10 protein-coding genes and 1 pseudogene are annotated in these 13,869 nt (G+C 64.4%); 5 read left to right on the top strand and 6 right to left on the bottom strand.

The features are described 5' to 3' along the window. The 5 genes from HP546_RS15540 to HP546_RS15520 form a co-directional block, all read left to right on the top strand. A partial coding sequence (locus HP546_RS15540) for an acyl-CoA dehydrogenase family protein (RefSeq protein WP_172227114.1) occupies positions 1-973 on the top strand: 973 nt, incomplete at its 5' end. Continuing rightward, positions 973-1,740 (top strand): SDR family NAD(P)-dependent oxidoreductase, encoded by a 768-nt coding sequence (locus HP546_RS15535; RefSeq protein WP_172227110.1) that lies wholly within the window; start codon positions 973-975, stop codon positions 1,738-1,740. The genes HP546_RS15540 and HP546_RS15535, both read left to right, overlap by 1 nt. 96 nt (positions 1,741-1,836) lie before the next feature. Continuing rightward, positions 1,837-3,489, top strand: coding sequence for an acyl-CoA synthetase (locus tag HP546_RS15530; protein ID WP_218584531.1), 1,653 nt, complete (start codon positions 1,837-1,839; stop codon positions 3,487-3,489). Between the two features lie 56 nt (positions 3,490-3,545). Next, positions 3,546-3,869: a DUF485 domain-containing protein gene (locus HP546_RS15525; RefSeq protein WP_172227107.1), complete on the top strand. Its 324-nt coding sequence runs from the start codon at positions 3,546-3,548 to the stop codon at positions 3,867-3,869. Next, the gene (locus tag HP546_RS15520) at positions 3,866-5,524 is read left to right on the top strand and encodes a cation acetate symporter (RefSeq protein ID WP_172227104.1); all 1,659 of its coding nucleotides are present in this window, start codon (positions 3,866-3,868) and stop codon (positions 5,522-5,524) included. The genes HP546_RS15525 and HP546_RS15520 overlap by 4 nt, the downstream gene beginning before the upstream one ends. Positions 5,525-5,767: 243 nt before the next feature. Here HP546_RS15520 and HP546_RS15515 read toward each other — a convergent pair whose 3' ends face one another. The 6 genes and pseudogenes from HP546_RS15515 to HP546_RS15490 form a co-directional block, all read right to left on the bottom strand. Then, complete coding sequence (locus tag HP546_RS15515; protein ID WP_172227102.1) at positions 5,768-7,021, bottom strand: aspartate aminotransferase family protein; 1,254 nt, start codon at positions 7,019-7,021, stop codon at positions 5,768-5,770. A gap of 36 nt (positions 7,022-7,057) precedes the next feature. Further along, positions 7,058-8,481, bottom strand: a pseudogene (locus HP546_RS15510) (gamma-aminobutyraldehyde dehydrogenase). A gap of 80 nt (positions 8,482-8,561) precedes the next feature. Continuing rightward, the gene (locus HP546_RS15505) at positions 8,562-9,893 is read right to left on the bottom strand and encodes an APC family permease (protein ID WP_172227099.1); all 1,332 of its coding nucleotides are present in this window, start codon (positions 9,891-9,893) and stop codon (positions 8,562-8,564) included. A 12-nt stretch (positions 9,894-9,905) separates the two neighbouring features. Further along, positions 9,906-11,063, bottom strand: coding sequence for an iron-containing alcohol dehydrogenase (locus HP546_RS15500; protein WP_172227096.1), 1,158 nt, complete (start codon positions 11,061-11,063; stop codon positions 9,906-9,908). A gap of 219 nt (positions 11,064-11,282) precedes the next feature. Further along, positions 11,283-12,158 (bottom strand): alpha/beta fold hydrolase, encoded by an 876-nt coding sequence (locus HP546_RS15495; RefSeq protein ID WP_172227093.1) that lies wholly within the window; start codon positions 12,156-12,158, stop codon positions 11,283-11,285. Continuing rightward, the gene (locus HP546_RS15490) at positions 12,155-13,681 is read right to left on the bottom strand and encodes an NAD(P)/FAD-dependent oxidoreductase (RefSeq protein ID WP_172227090.1); all 1,527 of its coding nucleotides are present in this window, start codon (positions 13,679-13,681) and stop codon (positions 12,155-12,157) included. Before HP546_RS15490 ends, HP546_RS15495 begins: the two co-directional genes overlap by 4 nt. Between the last annotated feature and the right edge of the window lie 188 nt (positions 13,682-13,869).

The following is a 13,869-nucleotide window of genomic DNA, read 5'->3' as shown; positions in this document are numbered from 1 at the left end:
GGGCCTGAGCCATGCAGCCAAGGCCATCGTCTTCGAAGAGGCCGGCTACTCGCCCCTGGGCCCGGTGGCGCTGAACATCCATGCCCCGGACGAAGGCAACATCCACCTGATGGACGTGGTGGCCACCGAAGCGCAAAAGGACCGCTGGCTGCGGCCCTTGGTCCAGGGGCACATGCGCTCGTGCTTCGCCATGACCGAACCGGCGCCGGGCTCGGGGTCAGATCCGTCGATGCTGCGCACCACCGCCACCCGCGATGGCGACGATTACCTTATCAACGGCCGCAAGTGGTTAATCACCGGGGCCGACGGCGCCGGGTTCGCGATCATCATGGCGCGCATGGAGGATGGCTCGGCGACCATGTTCCTGTCCGACATGCAGCGCGAAGGGATCATCCACGAGCGCCAGCTGGATACCCTGGACAGCTGCTTCACCGGCGGCCACGGGCAACTGCGTTTCGACAACCTGCGGGTACCGGCCAGCGATGTGCTGGGCGAGATCGGCAAGGGCTTCCGCTATGCCCAGGTACGCCTGGCCCCGGCGCGCCTGACCCACTGCATGCGCTGGCTCGGTGCCGCGCGACGGGCCCATGACATCGCCTGTGACTACGCACGCACCCGCGATGCGTTCGGCAAGCCGCTGGGTGAGCATCAGGGCGTAGGCTTCATGCTGGCCGACAACATGATGGACCTGCATGTGGTGCGCCTGGCGGTCTGGCACTGCGCCTGGGTGCTCGACCAAGGCCAGCGCGCCAATGTCGATTCGAGCATGGCCAAGGTGATCAGCGCCGAGGCGCTGTGGCGGGTGGTCGATCGCTGCGTGCAGGTGCTGGGCGGGCGTGGCGTGACCGGGGAGACCGTGGTGGAGCGGATCTTCCGCGACATTCGCCCGTTCCGCATCTACGACGGCCCAAGCGAAGTGCACCGCATGAGCCTGGCGAAGAAACTCCTCGACCAGCGCCCGGGAGCCCACTGATGCAGCCGACTGTTGCCCGACTGTTCGCCCTTGATGGGCGGCGCGCCCTGGTGACCGGCGCCTCCAGCGGCCTTGGCCGACATTTCGCCACTACCCTGGCGGCGGCCGGTGCCGAGGTGGTGGTGACGGCCAGGCGCCTGGGGCCGCTGCAGAGCCTGGTCGAGTCTATCGAGCTGGCCGGTGGTCGCGCGCGGGCCCTGGCCCTGGATGTGACCTGCCGCGACGATGTATGCCGGGTGCTCGATGCCGCCGGCCCGCTGGATGTGCTGGTCAACAACGCCGGGGTGAGCGACAGCCAGTCGCTGCTGGCCTGCGACGACCAGAGCTGGGACCGGGTGCTCGACACCAACCTCAAGGGCGCCTGGACTGTGGCCCAGGAGTGCGCCCGGCGGATGGTCGCCGCGGGGCAGGGCGGCAGCCTGATCAATGTGACCTCGATCCTCGCCAGCCGCGTGGCTGGCGCCGTCGGCCCCTATCTGGCGGCCAAGGCCGGGCTTGCCCACCTGACTCGCGCCATGGCCCTGGAACTGGCGCGCCATGGCATCCGGGTGAACGCCTTGGCGCCGGGCTACGTGATGACCGAGCTCAATGATGCCTTCCTGGCCGGCGAGGCCGGAGAGAAGCTGCGCTCGCGTATCCCCAGTCGGCGCTTCAGCCAGCCACAGGACCTGGACGGCGCCTTGCTGTTGCTGGCCAGCGACGCCGGGCGGGCCATGAGCGGCACCGAAATCGTGGTCGATGGCGGGCACCTGTGCAGCAGCCTGTGATCTGACCCGGCCACAACCCTGATGCGAGAACAACAATAAGCAGGAGATGTGTATGTACCTTCAATGCCTGGATAACCTGTCGATGGGGTGTCAGTGATGATTCACCCAACCTTCGAGCATGAGCTTGCCCCCAACGAAGCCAACCATGTGCCCCTTTCACCGTTGTCGTTCCTCAAACGCGCCGCCCAGGTGTACCCGCAGCGTGATGCCGTGGTGTACGGCGAGCGGCGCTACAGCTACCAGCAGCTGCATAAGCGCAGCCGTGCCCTGGCCAGTGCGCTGGAGCGGGTCGGCGTGCAGCCGGGCGAGCGGGTGGCGATACTCGCGCCGAACATCCCTGAAATGCTCGAGGCGCACTATGGCGTGCCCGGTGCGGGCGCCGTGCTGGTGTGCATCAATATCCGCCTGGAGGCGCGCAGCATCGCTTTCATCCTGCGTCATTGCGCGGCCAAGGTGCTGATCTGCGATCGTGAGTTTGGCGCGGTGGTGCAACAGGCACTGGCCATGCTCGACACGCCTCCATTGCTGGTAGCCATCGACGATGACGCGTCCGAGCCGGGCGAGCTGGCCGATGACCTGGAGTACGAGGCATTCCTGGCCCAGGGCGATCCGGCCAGGCCGCTGAGCGCGCCGCAGAATGAATGGCAATCGATCGCCATCAACTATACCTCTGGCACCACCGGCGACCCCAAGGGCGTGGTGCTGCATCACCGTGGCGCCTACCTCAATGCCTGCGCCGGGGCGCTGATCTTCCAGCTGGGGCCGCGCAGCGTCTACCTGTGGACCTTGCCGATGTTCCACTGCAACGGTTGGAGCCACACCTGGGCGGTGACCTTGTCCGGGGGCACCCATGTGTGCCTGCGCAAGGTCCAGCCCGAAGCGATCCACACCGCGATCGCCGTGCATGGTGTGACCCATTTGAGCGCCGCGCCGGTGGTGATGTCGATGCTGATCCATGCCCAGCACGCTGGCGCGCCGAGCGGGCCGGTATCGGTGATCACCGGCGGCGCCGCGCCACCCAGCGCGGTGATCGCGGCGATGGAAGCACGCGGCTTCAGCATCACCCATGCCTACGGCATGACCGAAAGCTACGGCCCCAGCACCCTGTGCCTGTGGCAGCCGGGCGTCGACGAATTGCCTCTGAAGGCTCGCGCCCGGTTCATGAGCCGCCAGGGCGTCGCCCACCCGATGCTTGAAGAGGCTACGGTGCTGGATACCGACACCGGCCGTCCGGTCCCGGCCGACGGCCTTACCCTTGGCGAGCTGGTGGTGCGCGGCAACACCGTGATGAAAGGTTACCTGCACAATCCAGAGGCCACCCGGGCCGCATTGGCCAATGGCTGGCTGCACACGGGCGACCTGGCCGTGCTGCACCCGGACGGCTATGTGGAAATCAAGGACCGGTCCAAGGACATCATCATTTCCGGCGGCGAGAACATCAGCTCGCTGGAGATCGAAGAAGTGCTGTACCAGCACCCTGAGGTGGTCGAGGCCGCAGTGGTGGCGCGCCCGGATTCGCGCTGGGGCGAGACACCCCATGCGTTTGTCACCCTGCGCTCGAATGGGCTCGCCACGGTCACGGAAGGCGACCTGATCCGCTGGTGCCGTGAACGTCTGGCGCATTTCAAGGCTCCGCGACATGTGTCGCTCACGGAACTGCCCAAGACCGCCACCGGCAAGATCCAGAAGTTCGTCCTGCGTGAGTGGGCCCGGCAACAGGAGGCGCCGACCGCCGACGCCGAGCACTGATCGAGCTGTAACACCTGCACATCCCATAACAACAAGTACATTGACCGAGGTGTCTCATGTCCAGCCTGTTATATGCGCGTGTTCGCGCCAGTGCCCAGTTCCAGCAACTGGTGGCGCGCAGAAACCGCTTCACCCTGAGCCTGTTCCTGCTGATCCTGACCACGTTCTATGGCTACATCGCGTTGGTGTCGCTCTGGCCCGAGCTGATCGCCAGGCGGCTGACCGAGGGGTCGAACATGACTTTCGGCGTCGCGGCCGGCGCCTTCCTGTTCGTGTTCTTCTGCGCGTTGTCGGCGTTCTATGTGTACCGGGCCAATGGCGAGTTCGATCGCCTGACGCAGGCGCTGGTCGCCGGACTGGAAGGGGAGCAGGGCGCATGAAGAAACTACTGCCTCTGGCTTTGTTGCTGCACTCGGGCCTGTCGCTGGCTTCACCTGCGCTCGACGCGGGCCAGCGTCAGCCGCTCAATCTGCATGCCATAGGCATGTTCATGGTGTTCGTGTTGTTCACGCTGTGCATCACCTGGTGGGCAGCGCGGCGCACCCGCTCGACGGCGGACTTCTACAGCGCCGGTGGCGGCATACTGGGCTGGCAGAATGGCCTGGCGCTGGCCGGTGACTATATGTCCGCCTCGACGCTGCTGGGGATCACCGCGCTCATCTACACCTCCGGCATGGATGGTTACATTTACCTCATCGCCTTCTTCGCAGGCTGGCCGGTGTTGCTGCTGTTGATGACCGAGCGACTGCGCAACCTTGGCCGCTTCACCTTCGCCGACATCACCTCGTACCGCCTCAACCAAGGCAAGGTGCGCACCATGGCCGCTATCGGCTCGCTGACCGTGGTGTGTTTCTATCTGGTGGCGCAGATGGTCGGGGCTGGGCAGTTGATCAGGCTGCTGTTCGGCCTGGACTACCACATCGCCTTGGTGATCGTCGGTGCGCTGATGATGCTGTATGTGACCTTCGGCGGCATGGTGGCCACCACCTGGGTGCAGATCATCAAGGCGTTCCTGCTGTTGGTCGGCGGGTCGCTGGTGCTGTTCCTGGCGATGCGCGAGTTCGACTTCAGCTATGACACACTGGTCAGCAAGGCCATGGACACCCATGCCCTGGGCGAACGCCTGCTGGCGCCCGGCAGCCTGTTGGCCGACCCATTGACCGCGCTGTCGCTGAGCCTGGGGCTGGTGTTCGGCACCGCCGGGCTACCGCATATCCTGATGCGCTTCTTCACTGTCAGCGATGCCCGGGAGGCGCGCAAGTCGGTGCTCTATGCCACCGGGTTCATCGGCTACTTCTTCAACGTCATTTTCCTGCTGGGCCTGGCGTCGATCGTGATCGTCAGTCAGCAGCCGCAATTCTTCGAGGGCGGGGAGGTGGGTGGCAAGTTGCTGGGCGGGGGCAACATGGTGGTCATGCACCTGGCCCAGGCCGTTGGCGGCAACCTGCTGCTGGGTTTCTTGTCTGCAGTGACCTTCGCCACCATTTTGGCCGTGGTTTCAGGCCTGGCCCTGGCCGGGGCGTCCGCCATCGCCCATGACCTGTATGCGCGGGTGATCATGAAAGGCGCGGCCAGCGAGCGGCAGGAACTGCGGGTGACCAAGCTGGCTACCCTGGGCCTTGGGTTGGTGGCGGTAGCCTTGGGTATGGTATTCGAAAACATCAACGTGGCGTTCATGGTTGCGCTGGCCTTTGGTATTGCCGCTTCGGCCAACTTCCCGGTGCTGTTCCTGTCGATGTTCTGGTCGGGGCTGACTACCCGTGGTGCGTTGGCCGGTGGCTACGTCGGGTTGCTCAGTGCCATGGGCTTCGTGGTGTTTTCCAAGCTGGTGTGGGTGGATGTGTTGAACTTCGCCGAGCCGCTGTTCCCCTATACACAGCCTGCGCTGTTCTCCATGCCGCTGGCGTTTTTGCTGGCTTACGCAGTTTCCCGGCTGGACCGGACGGCACGGGCCAAGGCGGAAAGGGCGGCTTTCGCCGACCAGTTCGTACGGGGCCAGACCGGCCTCGGTGCCAGCGGTGCAGTCGATCATTGACTTAAAACGGCCGCTGGCGGATGAGTGCCTGCGGCCGCGTTCCCTGCTTGGTATCCCCTTGCCCTGGCTCCTGTTCACGGGCGCATGACTTGGTAGTGGCCACGATGTCCTGGTCGCCGTAGCCCATCGCCGCCGCGCGCTGCACAACCTTGCACACCGGGTCGAAGACCCGCACGCCGTTGCATACGATGGGCCTGCGTGCGGCACCTGCATCGATACAGGCCGCACAGCAGGCCCCTGCATTTACTGGCGCAGCGCTGCCGCGACCGATTCACCAAAGGCTTTCAGGCCTTCCTCCAGTTGGTCGGTCGGGGTATTCAACGGTGGCATCAGCTTGATGATTTCGCCGTTCGGTCCGCAGCGGTCGACCAGTACGCCCGCTTGCAGTACGCGCTGCTGGGCATCTTTGGCCAAGGCCACGTTGCCGCGGCCGAAATCGATGCCGGCGATCATGCCGCGCGAGCGTGCGGACGCCACGCCCGGGATCTCTGCGAAACCGGCAACCGCACGGGTCATGGCCGCGCTGTTGTCGGCCAGCAGCTTCAAGAACTGCTCGTCGCGCCAATAGCCGAGCGCGATCTGCGCGGTCAGGAAGGCCAGCTGGTTGCCGCGGAAGGTGCCGATGTGATCGCCTGGTTCCCAGGCATCCAGCCCGGCGCGGATCAACACGATCGCCATCGGCAGGCCAAAGCCGCCGATGGATTTCGCGCAGGTGATCAGGTCCGGCACGATCCCGGAGCGCTCGAAACCGAAGAAATCGCCCGTGCGGCCACAGCCGGCCTGGATCTCGTCGCAGATGAGCACGACGCCGTGATCGCGGGTCCATTGGCGCAAGCGCTGCAACCACAGGTTGGAAGCCGGGTAGACACCGGCCTGGATCTGCACCGACTCGACGATCACGGCGGCCGGCAGTTCCGATCCGCTGCCCTGGTCGTTGGCCAGGCGCTCAAGGAAACCAATGCTGTCGAACTCACCGTAAGGGCTGTCTTCGTACGGTACGAACACCACGTCGTTGGACAGCCCGGGGCCTCGGCGGGTCCGGTTGCCGGTGACCGCCAGGGCGCCGGCCGTCATGCCGTGGTAGGCCCCGTAGAAGGAGACGACCTTGGTGCGCCCCGTCACCTTGCGCGCCAGCTTCAATGCCGCCTCGACAGCGTCGGCGCCGGTCGGGCCGGTGAACTGCACTTTGTAGTCCCAGCCGCGTGGCTGGAACAGGTCACGTTCGATCGACTCCAGGAACTGGCGCTTGGTGGAGGTGTGCAGATCGAGGGCGTGGGTCACGCCGTTGGCCGACAGGTAGGCGATCAAGGCATCGCGCATGCGCGGGTCGTTGTGGCCATAGTTCAGGGCGCCTGCGCCGGCGAAGAAGTCCAGGTACTCGCGGCCATCTTCGCCGCGGATCTTGCTGCCCTGGGCGGTATCGAACACCAGCGGCAAGTCGCGGCAGTACATCCGCACATTGGACTCGAGCCTTTCGAACGTTTCGATGTTGTTCATGCATAACCTCTGGCAATGATGGGGTGTCGTGGGGCGTCAGTGCTTGAACATCACGTGGCGGACCACGGTGTAGTCTTCCAGGCCGTACATGGACAGGTCCTTGCCGTACCCCGACAGCTTCACGCCGCCATGGGGCATTTCGCTCACCAGCATGAAGTGGGTGTTGACCCAGGTGCAGCCGTATTGCAGGCGGGCGGCCAGGCGATGTGCCCGCCCCACGTCGGCGGTCCACACCGAAGAGGCCAGGCCGTAGTCCGACTCATTGGCCCACGCCAGTACCTGGGCCTCGTCCTCGAAGGAAGAGACCGTAACCACCGGCCCGAAGATTTCACGGCACACCACCTCGTCTTCCTGGCGGGTGCCGGCCAGGACCGTGGGCTCGAAGAAGAACCCGCCCCCTGAGGCGCGCTTGCCGCCGGTGACGACCTCGATATGGGGCAGCTCCCGGGCACGGTTCACGAAGCCCTCGACACGCTGCAGATGCTCTTGGGTGATCAGCGGGCCCATTTCGGTTGCCGGGTCATCCTGCAACCCGCATTTGATGCTGGACACGGCGTGGCCAAGCTTGCGAACGAATTCCGGGTAGACCTCCTTCTGCACATAGAGGCGACACGCGGCGGTACAGTCCTGGCCGGCGTTGTAGAAGCCGAAGGCGCGGATGCCCTCGACGGCGGCATCGATGTCGGCATCGTCGAAGATAATCACCGGTGCCTTGCCACCGAGCTCCATGTGCATCCGTTTCACGCTGTCGGCCGTGCCTTCGATGATGCGGCTGCCGGTACGCACGGAGCCGGTCAGCGACACCATGCGCACCTGGGCGTGGCTGGTCAGCGGTTCACCTACCGTGGCGCCGCGGCCATGGACGATGTTGACCACACCGGCGGGGAAGATGTCGGCGAGCAGCTCCCCCAGTTTCAAGGTGCTCATCGGGGTGTGCTCGGAGGGTTTCAGGACCACGGTGTTGCCGCCGGCCAAGGCCGGGCCGAGCTTCCATGCCGCCATCAGCAACGGATAGTTCCACGGCGCGATGGAAGCGACGACACCGATCGCGTCGCGGCGGATCATCGAGGTGTGCCCCGGGATGTACTCGCCCGCCGCCGAGCCTTGCAGGCAGCGAACGGCGCCGGCAAAAAAGCGGAACACGTCCGAGACGGCGGGCAGTTCGTCCTGTAGCACGGCCGTGAAGGGTTTGCCGCAGTTATCTGCTTCCAGGCGGGCGAACACCGGTGCCTGGGCGTCGATGCTATCAGCAAGTTTGAGCAGCAGTGCCGCACGGTCCTTGGGTGGTGTTTGCGACCAGGCTTCGAAGGCCGCATCCGCGCACTGCACCGCGGCATTCACCTGGGCACGGCTGGCCTCGTGGGTCTTACCAGGACGCTGCCCAGGGACGGGTTGTATACCGCCAGCTCGTCGCCTTCGCCGGCCACCAGGGCGCCATTGATCAGGAGCTTTGTTTGCATGTCGATTCTCGTGTTTGAACGGCAAGGCCTGTGGCCTGCCTTGGGATTGTCGTCAGAGGGTTCGATGGAAAGGAGGGGCGCTACGCCAGGGCGTCGGGGACCGGGTTACGGAACAGGCTGGTGCGGCAGGCGAGGTAGACCAGCCCGAGGCCGAGCCAGCAACTGCCCATGATCAGCGCGTCTTTGTCCAGGCTGGCCAGCATCCACCCGGCCGTGACCAGGCCGATGAGCGGGAACGCCACGCCGCGCAGCAACCCGGCCCCGTCCTTGACGCGCGCATCGAAGGTGAGCCGCAAGGCGCACAGGTTGACGGCAGTGAAGGCGAGAAACGCGCCGAAGTTGACCAGGGAGGTCGCGGTGGCGATCGTCAGGCCAAAACCGGCGGTGCCGAACACACCGCACAGCAGGATGTTGAATGCCGGGGTCTTGTAGCGAGGGTGCAGCGCGCCGAACAACCGGCGGGGCAGTTGGTTGTCCCGGCCAAGGGCGTAGAGCAGCCGGCCCACGCTGGCCTGGAACGACATTCCCGCCGCGAAGTGGGCGACGATGATCCCGGCCAGGACCACGGCGAAGAACAGGTCGCCGCCGATCATCCGGGCAATCTCGAAGGCGGCCCCGTCCACCCGTTCGAACGTGGGGGAGGGGTGCGCCAGGTACATGAAGTACGAGGAACCGACGTAGACCGAGCCGCCGATCAAGGCAACCAGCAGGATGGCGCGCGGTAGCGTGCGGCCAGGGTCGCGGGTTTCCTCGCTCAGGGTGGACAGCGCGTCAAAGCCCAGGAACGAGTACGCGGCAATGGCGGCGCCGGCCATGCTGGTGGCGAAGGGCACGTCCTGGTTGAAGAACGGCTTGGCCGACAGCAGCCCGCCAGGGCCGTTGGCAGCTACGATGTAGTGCGCGCACAGGCCGATGAACACGACGATGATGACCAGTTGCACCACCATCAACAGCACGTTGAAGCGGTTGGCCACCTGGATGCCGAGCACATTGAGCAGCGAGGTGGAGACGATGAAGCCGGTGATCCACACCCACTGGGGCACCTCAGGGAACGCCATGTTGAGGTAGCTGGCGCCGAGCAGCCAGATCAGCATCGGGATGAAGAAGTAGTCGAGCAGGGCGGCCCAGCCCACCATGAAACCGAGGTTGGCATTGAGCATCTTGCGGGTGTAGGTGTAGGCCGAACCTGCCACCGGGAACACCCTGACCAGTCGGCCATAGCTCAAGGCCGTGAACACCACGCCGGTGGCTGCAATCAGGTAGGCCATTGCCGTGGTGTTGCCGCTGGCCTGCGTGATCACGCCGTAGGTGCCGAAGACAATCAGCGGGGCCAGGAATGCCAGGCCGAAAAGCAGCACGGAAAACGGCCCCAGGGTGCGCCTCAACGAGGCGCCGGAGGTTGACTGACTCATGACGGTGCCCCCTTACGCGACGGAGTGGTAAGCGGTGGTGATGATGTCGTGGTAGGCCGCTACGGACATCGCCTTGGCATTGCTGGCATCCGAGAAGTTTTGCTTGGACTTTTCGGCGATGGTCAGGAAGTCGTCCTCGCGCACGCCCTTGACCTCAGCGAATCGGGGGATGCCCAGCTCCTTGCTCATCTTGAACAGATGGGCCACAGCGGCCTCGGCAGCGTCGACCGGCGACAGCCTGGGGTCGACCCCCAATGCGTAGGCGACCTGGGCATGGCGGACGATATCGGCATCACGGTTGTGGCCGAACACGAAGGGCAGGAAGATCGCGTTGCCCACACCGTGGGGCGTGTCGTACATGCCGCCGATGGCTTCGGAAATGCAGTGCACGCTGCCGACGTCGGCGTTGCCGAAGGCCATGCCGGCGATCAGGCTGGCCACCAGCATCTGCTCCCGGGCCGCCTGGTTGTCGGGCTCCTGCACGGCCGCCTTGAGGTGCTGGCTGATCAGGCGGATGGCATGCAGCGCCAAGCCGTCGCTGATCGGGTTGGCCACGCGGCAGGTGTAGGCTTCGATGGCATGGGTCAGGGCATCCATGCCGGTCGCGGCGGCAATCGACGATGGCAGCGTGTCGGTGATGTGGGAATCGAGCAGGGCCAGTACCGGGCCGATGCGGTAATCCAGCACGTTCATCTTGAAGTGGCGGGCGGTGTCGGTGATCACCGAGAAGCAGGTCACCTCGCTACCGGTGCCGGCCGTGGTGGGAATGGCGACGATAGGCGCGATGGCATGGGTGAGGGTGAACGACCCTTCGTAGTCTTCGATACGGCCGTCGTGGGTGAGCAGCAGGCTGATGGCCTTGGCCGCATCCATCGCGCTGCCGCCTCCCACGGCCAGCAGGCCGTCGATACCCGTGCCCCGATAGCGCTGGGCGGTGTGGTTGATGTCTTCGCTGCGCGGGTTGGCCTTGATGTCCGCCACTTCCTCGTAGGCGATGCCGGCCCTGTCGAGGCTGGCGTAGACGCTGTCCAGCAGGCCTGCGGCCTTGACCCCGGCATCGGTCACGATCAACACGCGGGCCAGGCCGAGTTGCCGCAGGTGTTCACCGGTGCGCTCGCGCAGGCCCGGTTCCATCACGATTTTGCTGGGGAGTAAAAACTTGAATTCCATACGTACCTCTTGCTCAAATTGTTGTCATTGTCGAAAGGGCAGTGGAGGAGCATCCGCGCCTGGCCGTGTTTAACGGCTCGGGCGTGTAATGTGGGCCTGGCGGTTAGGCACGGGCCGGAATGTTGTTGTTTTGGGTCTTGCGTAAACCAGTTGCGAAAAGGGTCCAGCGGAATAAAAAGAGGGGCGACCAAGCGACGGGCCCCTAAAAGAAAATCTGTGCTATCGCATGTGTCCCGTCAGCAGGGACAGCAGCGTGCCCGACAGGCACGTCGGCAAGTCATGCCCCATCCCGGGCAGCAGCACCAGGTTGGCGCCGCGGATCGCTGACGCCGTGGCAAACCCGCCGTTGGTGGCGACCATGAGGTCTTTGTCGCCATGAATGACCAGCGTGGGGCAGCGAATCCGCTGCAACTCCTGGGTACGGTCACCGGAGTTGATGATCGCGCCGATCTGCCTGGCGGTGCCGAGATTGCTGGCCTCACCGCCACCGCGCGGCCAGGCCTGCGTGGCATAGTCACGCAAGGCCGGCTCGTTCCACTCCAGCCGCGAACCGATCAGCCCCATGATGTCCAGGTAGTCGCGAACGCTTTCGTGCTGGTTGCGCGGTGGGCGGCGCAGGAGCTGGAGCAGGGCTTTGAGCGCCGGCTGGCCGACACGCAGCGAACCCGTGGTAGAGAAGATCGAGGTCAGGGTGCGGACGCGTTCGGGGTAACGTGCAGCGAGGGTCTGGGCGATCATGCCGCCCATCGACATCCCCACCACATGTGCCGTTTCCAGCTTCAAGCTGTCCATAAGCCCGATCACGTCGTTGGCCATATCACCCAGGTCATAGCCGGGTGTGCGCTTGCGCAGGAACTGCTGCAGGCTCGTGGGGGGCACCACATCCGTGAAGAACGAGCGGCCCGCGTCACGGTTGTCCAGCGTGATGACCCGCAAGCCTAGCGCGACCAGCCCGTCGATAAGCGGTTGTGGCCAGTAGGTCAGCTGCAGCCCGAGGCCGACGATGAGCACGACTGCCGGGGCGGTTTCGTCGCCATGGCTGCGATAGCAGAGCTTGCGCGTGCCCGCCAGCTCGCAGAAGCGGTCGGTGCTCATCGGCGGCTACCTTGCTGCTGCAATTGAACATCGGCGTGCGAGTGCGCATTGGGTACTGCAGTGAACTTCAGGCACTTGTCGGCCACTGTGCCGCGGCGCAGCAGTTTGACGTCCCGGAAGTAATCCATCGACATCACCCAGGGTTCGCACGGGCCCTGGCGCGGCATGCTGTCCAACGCGCGCTGCACGTACCCGGCACCAAAGTCGAGCAAGGGGCGGGTTTCGATGCCATCCGGCGCCCGGGGTTCGCAGACGTTGTAGCCTTCGCGCTCCATCAAACCCAGCAAGCGGCAGAAGTGGTCGCACAGCAGGCAGACTTTCAGGGTCCAGGACGAGTTGGTGTAGCCCACTGCGAACGCGAAATTGGGTACGCCGGAAAGCATCATGCCTTTGTAGGCCAGGGTCTCGCTCAACACCACCGGCTTGCCGTCCTTGTGCAGGCTGATGCCACCGAAAAGTTGCACGTTCAGCCCCGTGGCGGTGACGATGATGTCGGCCTTGAGCATCTTGCCTGACTTGAGCAATACACCGAACTCGGTGAACCGCTCAATATGATCGGTGACGATATCGGCTTTGCCCGCGCTGATGGCTTTGAACAGATCGCCTTCGGGCACCGAGCACAGGCGCTGGTCCCAAGGGTTGTAGGGCGGGTTGAAATGCTCGTCGACCGGGTAGTCTTTTGGCAGCTCCTTGCGGGTCAGCCACAGCAGCAGTTTTTTTGAAAGCTTGGGGAAGCGCTGGCAGAAGCCCCAGAAAGCCAGGGTGATCTTGGCGTTCTTGTAGCGCGTCAGGGAATAGGCGGTTTGCGCGGGCAGGATCTTGCGCAGGAACGCTGCCACCCCATCATTGGCCGGCTGGTTGATGATGTATGAGGGCGTGCGCTGCAGCATGGTGATGCTGGCGACCTTGTCGGCCATGGCCGGAATCAGGGTTACCGCAGTTGCGCCACTGCCGATGACCACGACGCGCTTGCCGCTGTAGTCGAGGTTTTCCGGCCAGTGTTGCGGATGGATGATCTGGCCTTTGAACTGTTCCGAGCCCTCGAAGCGAGGGGTGAAACCTTGGTCGTAGCGGTAGTAGCCACCTGCGCTGAACAGCCAGCGGCACTCGAGGGTGCGCACCTGCGCCGTTTGACCCTCTTCGATGCGCACCGCCCACAGGCCCTTTTCACTTTGCCAGTTGGCCGAGACGACTTTCTGCTGGTACTGGATGAAGGGGGCCAACTGGTGCTCGTCGATGGCTTCGCCCAGGTACTCGAGAATATCCGCGGCGTCCGCCAGCGACTTGGCCTTGGTCCAAGGCTTGAAGTCGAAGCCGAAGGTGTACAGGTCCGAGTCGGAGCGGATGCCGGGGTAACGGAACAGGTCCCAGGTACCCCCCATGCGCTCGCGGGACTCGAGAATGGCAAAGGTCTTGTTCGGTTGATTGCGTCGCAGGTAGGCCGCCGCGCCAATGCCAGACACACCGGCCCCAATGATCAAAATATCGAGCGGCTCAACCGGAAGAGCAGTGTGAGAGGACATCTCGCCTCCTGATTATTGTGTTGTAGAGACTGATCTTATGACTTGATCAAGTGACCAGAATAGGACGGCCAACAATGCGCGACAAGGTGCAAAATGCACCAGGGCGCCATCGTTTTAGGATGATTTGCACATTCGTGGGCGGCGGAGCGCTGACTTTCGGGATGTCCCGGGACCCCGTTGAATCAGAG

Origin of the sequence: Pseudomonas sp. CM25, from assembly GCF_013179705.1 — a bacterium.
Classification (GTDB): domain Bacteria; phylum Pseudomonadota; class Gammaproteobacteria; order Pseudomonadales; family Pseudomonadaceae; genus Aquipseudomonas.
This window is presented reverse-complemented; position numbering and strand designations above follow the sequence as displayed.

What these genes read in the sequence shown, in the direction of transcription:
- HP546_RS15490 (WP_172227090.1), bottom strand. Translation starts at nt 13,681, where the DNA reads ATGTCCTCTCACACTGCTCTTCCGGTTGAGCCGCTCGATATTTTGATC.
- HP546_RS15535 (WP_172227110.1), top strand. Translation starts at nt 973, where the DNA reads ATGCAGCCGACTGTTGCCCGACTGTTCGCCCTTGATGGGCGGCGCGCC.
- HP546_RS15505 (WP_172227099.1), bottom strand. Translation starts at nt 9,893, where the DNA reads ATGAGTCAGTCAACCTCCGGCGCCTCGTTGAGGCGCACCCTGGGGCCG.
- HP546_RS15525 (WP_172227107.1), top strand. Translation starts at nt 3,546, where the DNA reads ATGTCCAGCCTGTTATATGCGCGTGTTCGCGCCAGTGCCCAGTTCCAG.
- HP546_RS15530 (WP_218584531.1), top strand. Translation starts at nt 1,837, where the DNA reads ATGATTCACCCAACCTTCGAGCATGAGCTTGCCCCCAACGAAGCCAAC.
- HP546_RS15500 (WP_172227096.1), bottom strand. Translation starts at nt 11,063, where the DNA reads ATGGAATTCAAGTTTTTACTCCCCAGCAAAATCGTGATGGAACCGGGC.
- HP546_RS15520 (WP_172227104.1), top strand. Translation starts at nt 3,866, where the DNA reads ATGAAGAAACTACTGCCTCTGGCTTTGTTGCTGCACTCGGGCCTGTCG.
- HP546_RS15495 (WP_172227093.1), bottom strand. Translation starts at nt 12,158, where the DNA reads ATGAGCACCGACCGCTTCTGCGAGCTGGCGGGCACGCGCAAGCTCTGC.
- HP546_RS15515 (WP_172227102.1), bottom strand. Translation starts at nt 7,021, where the DNA reads ATGAACAACATCGAAACGTTCGAAAGGCTCGAGTCCAATGTGCGGATG.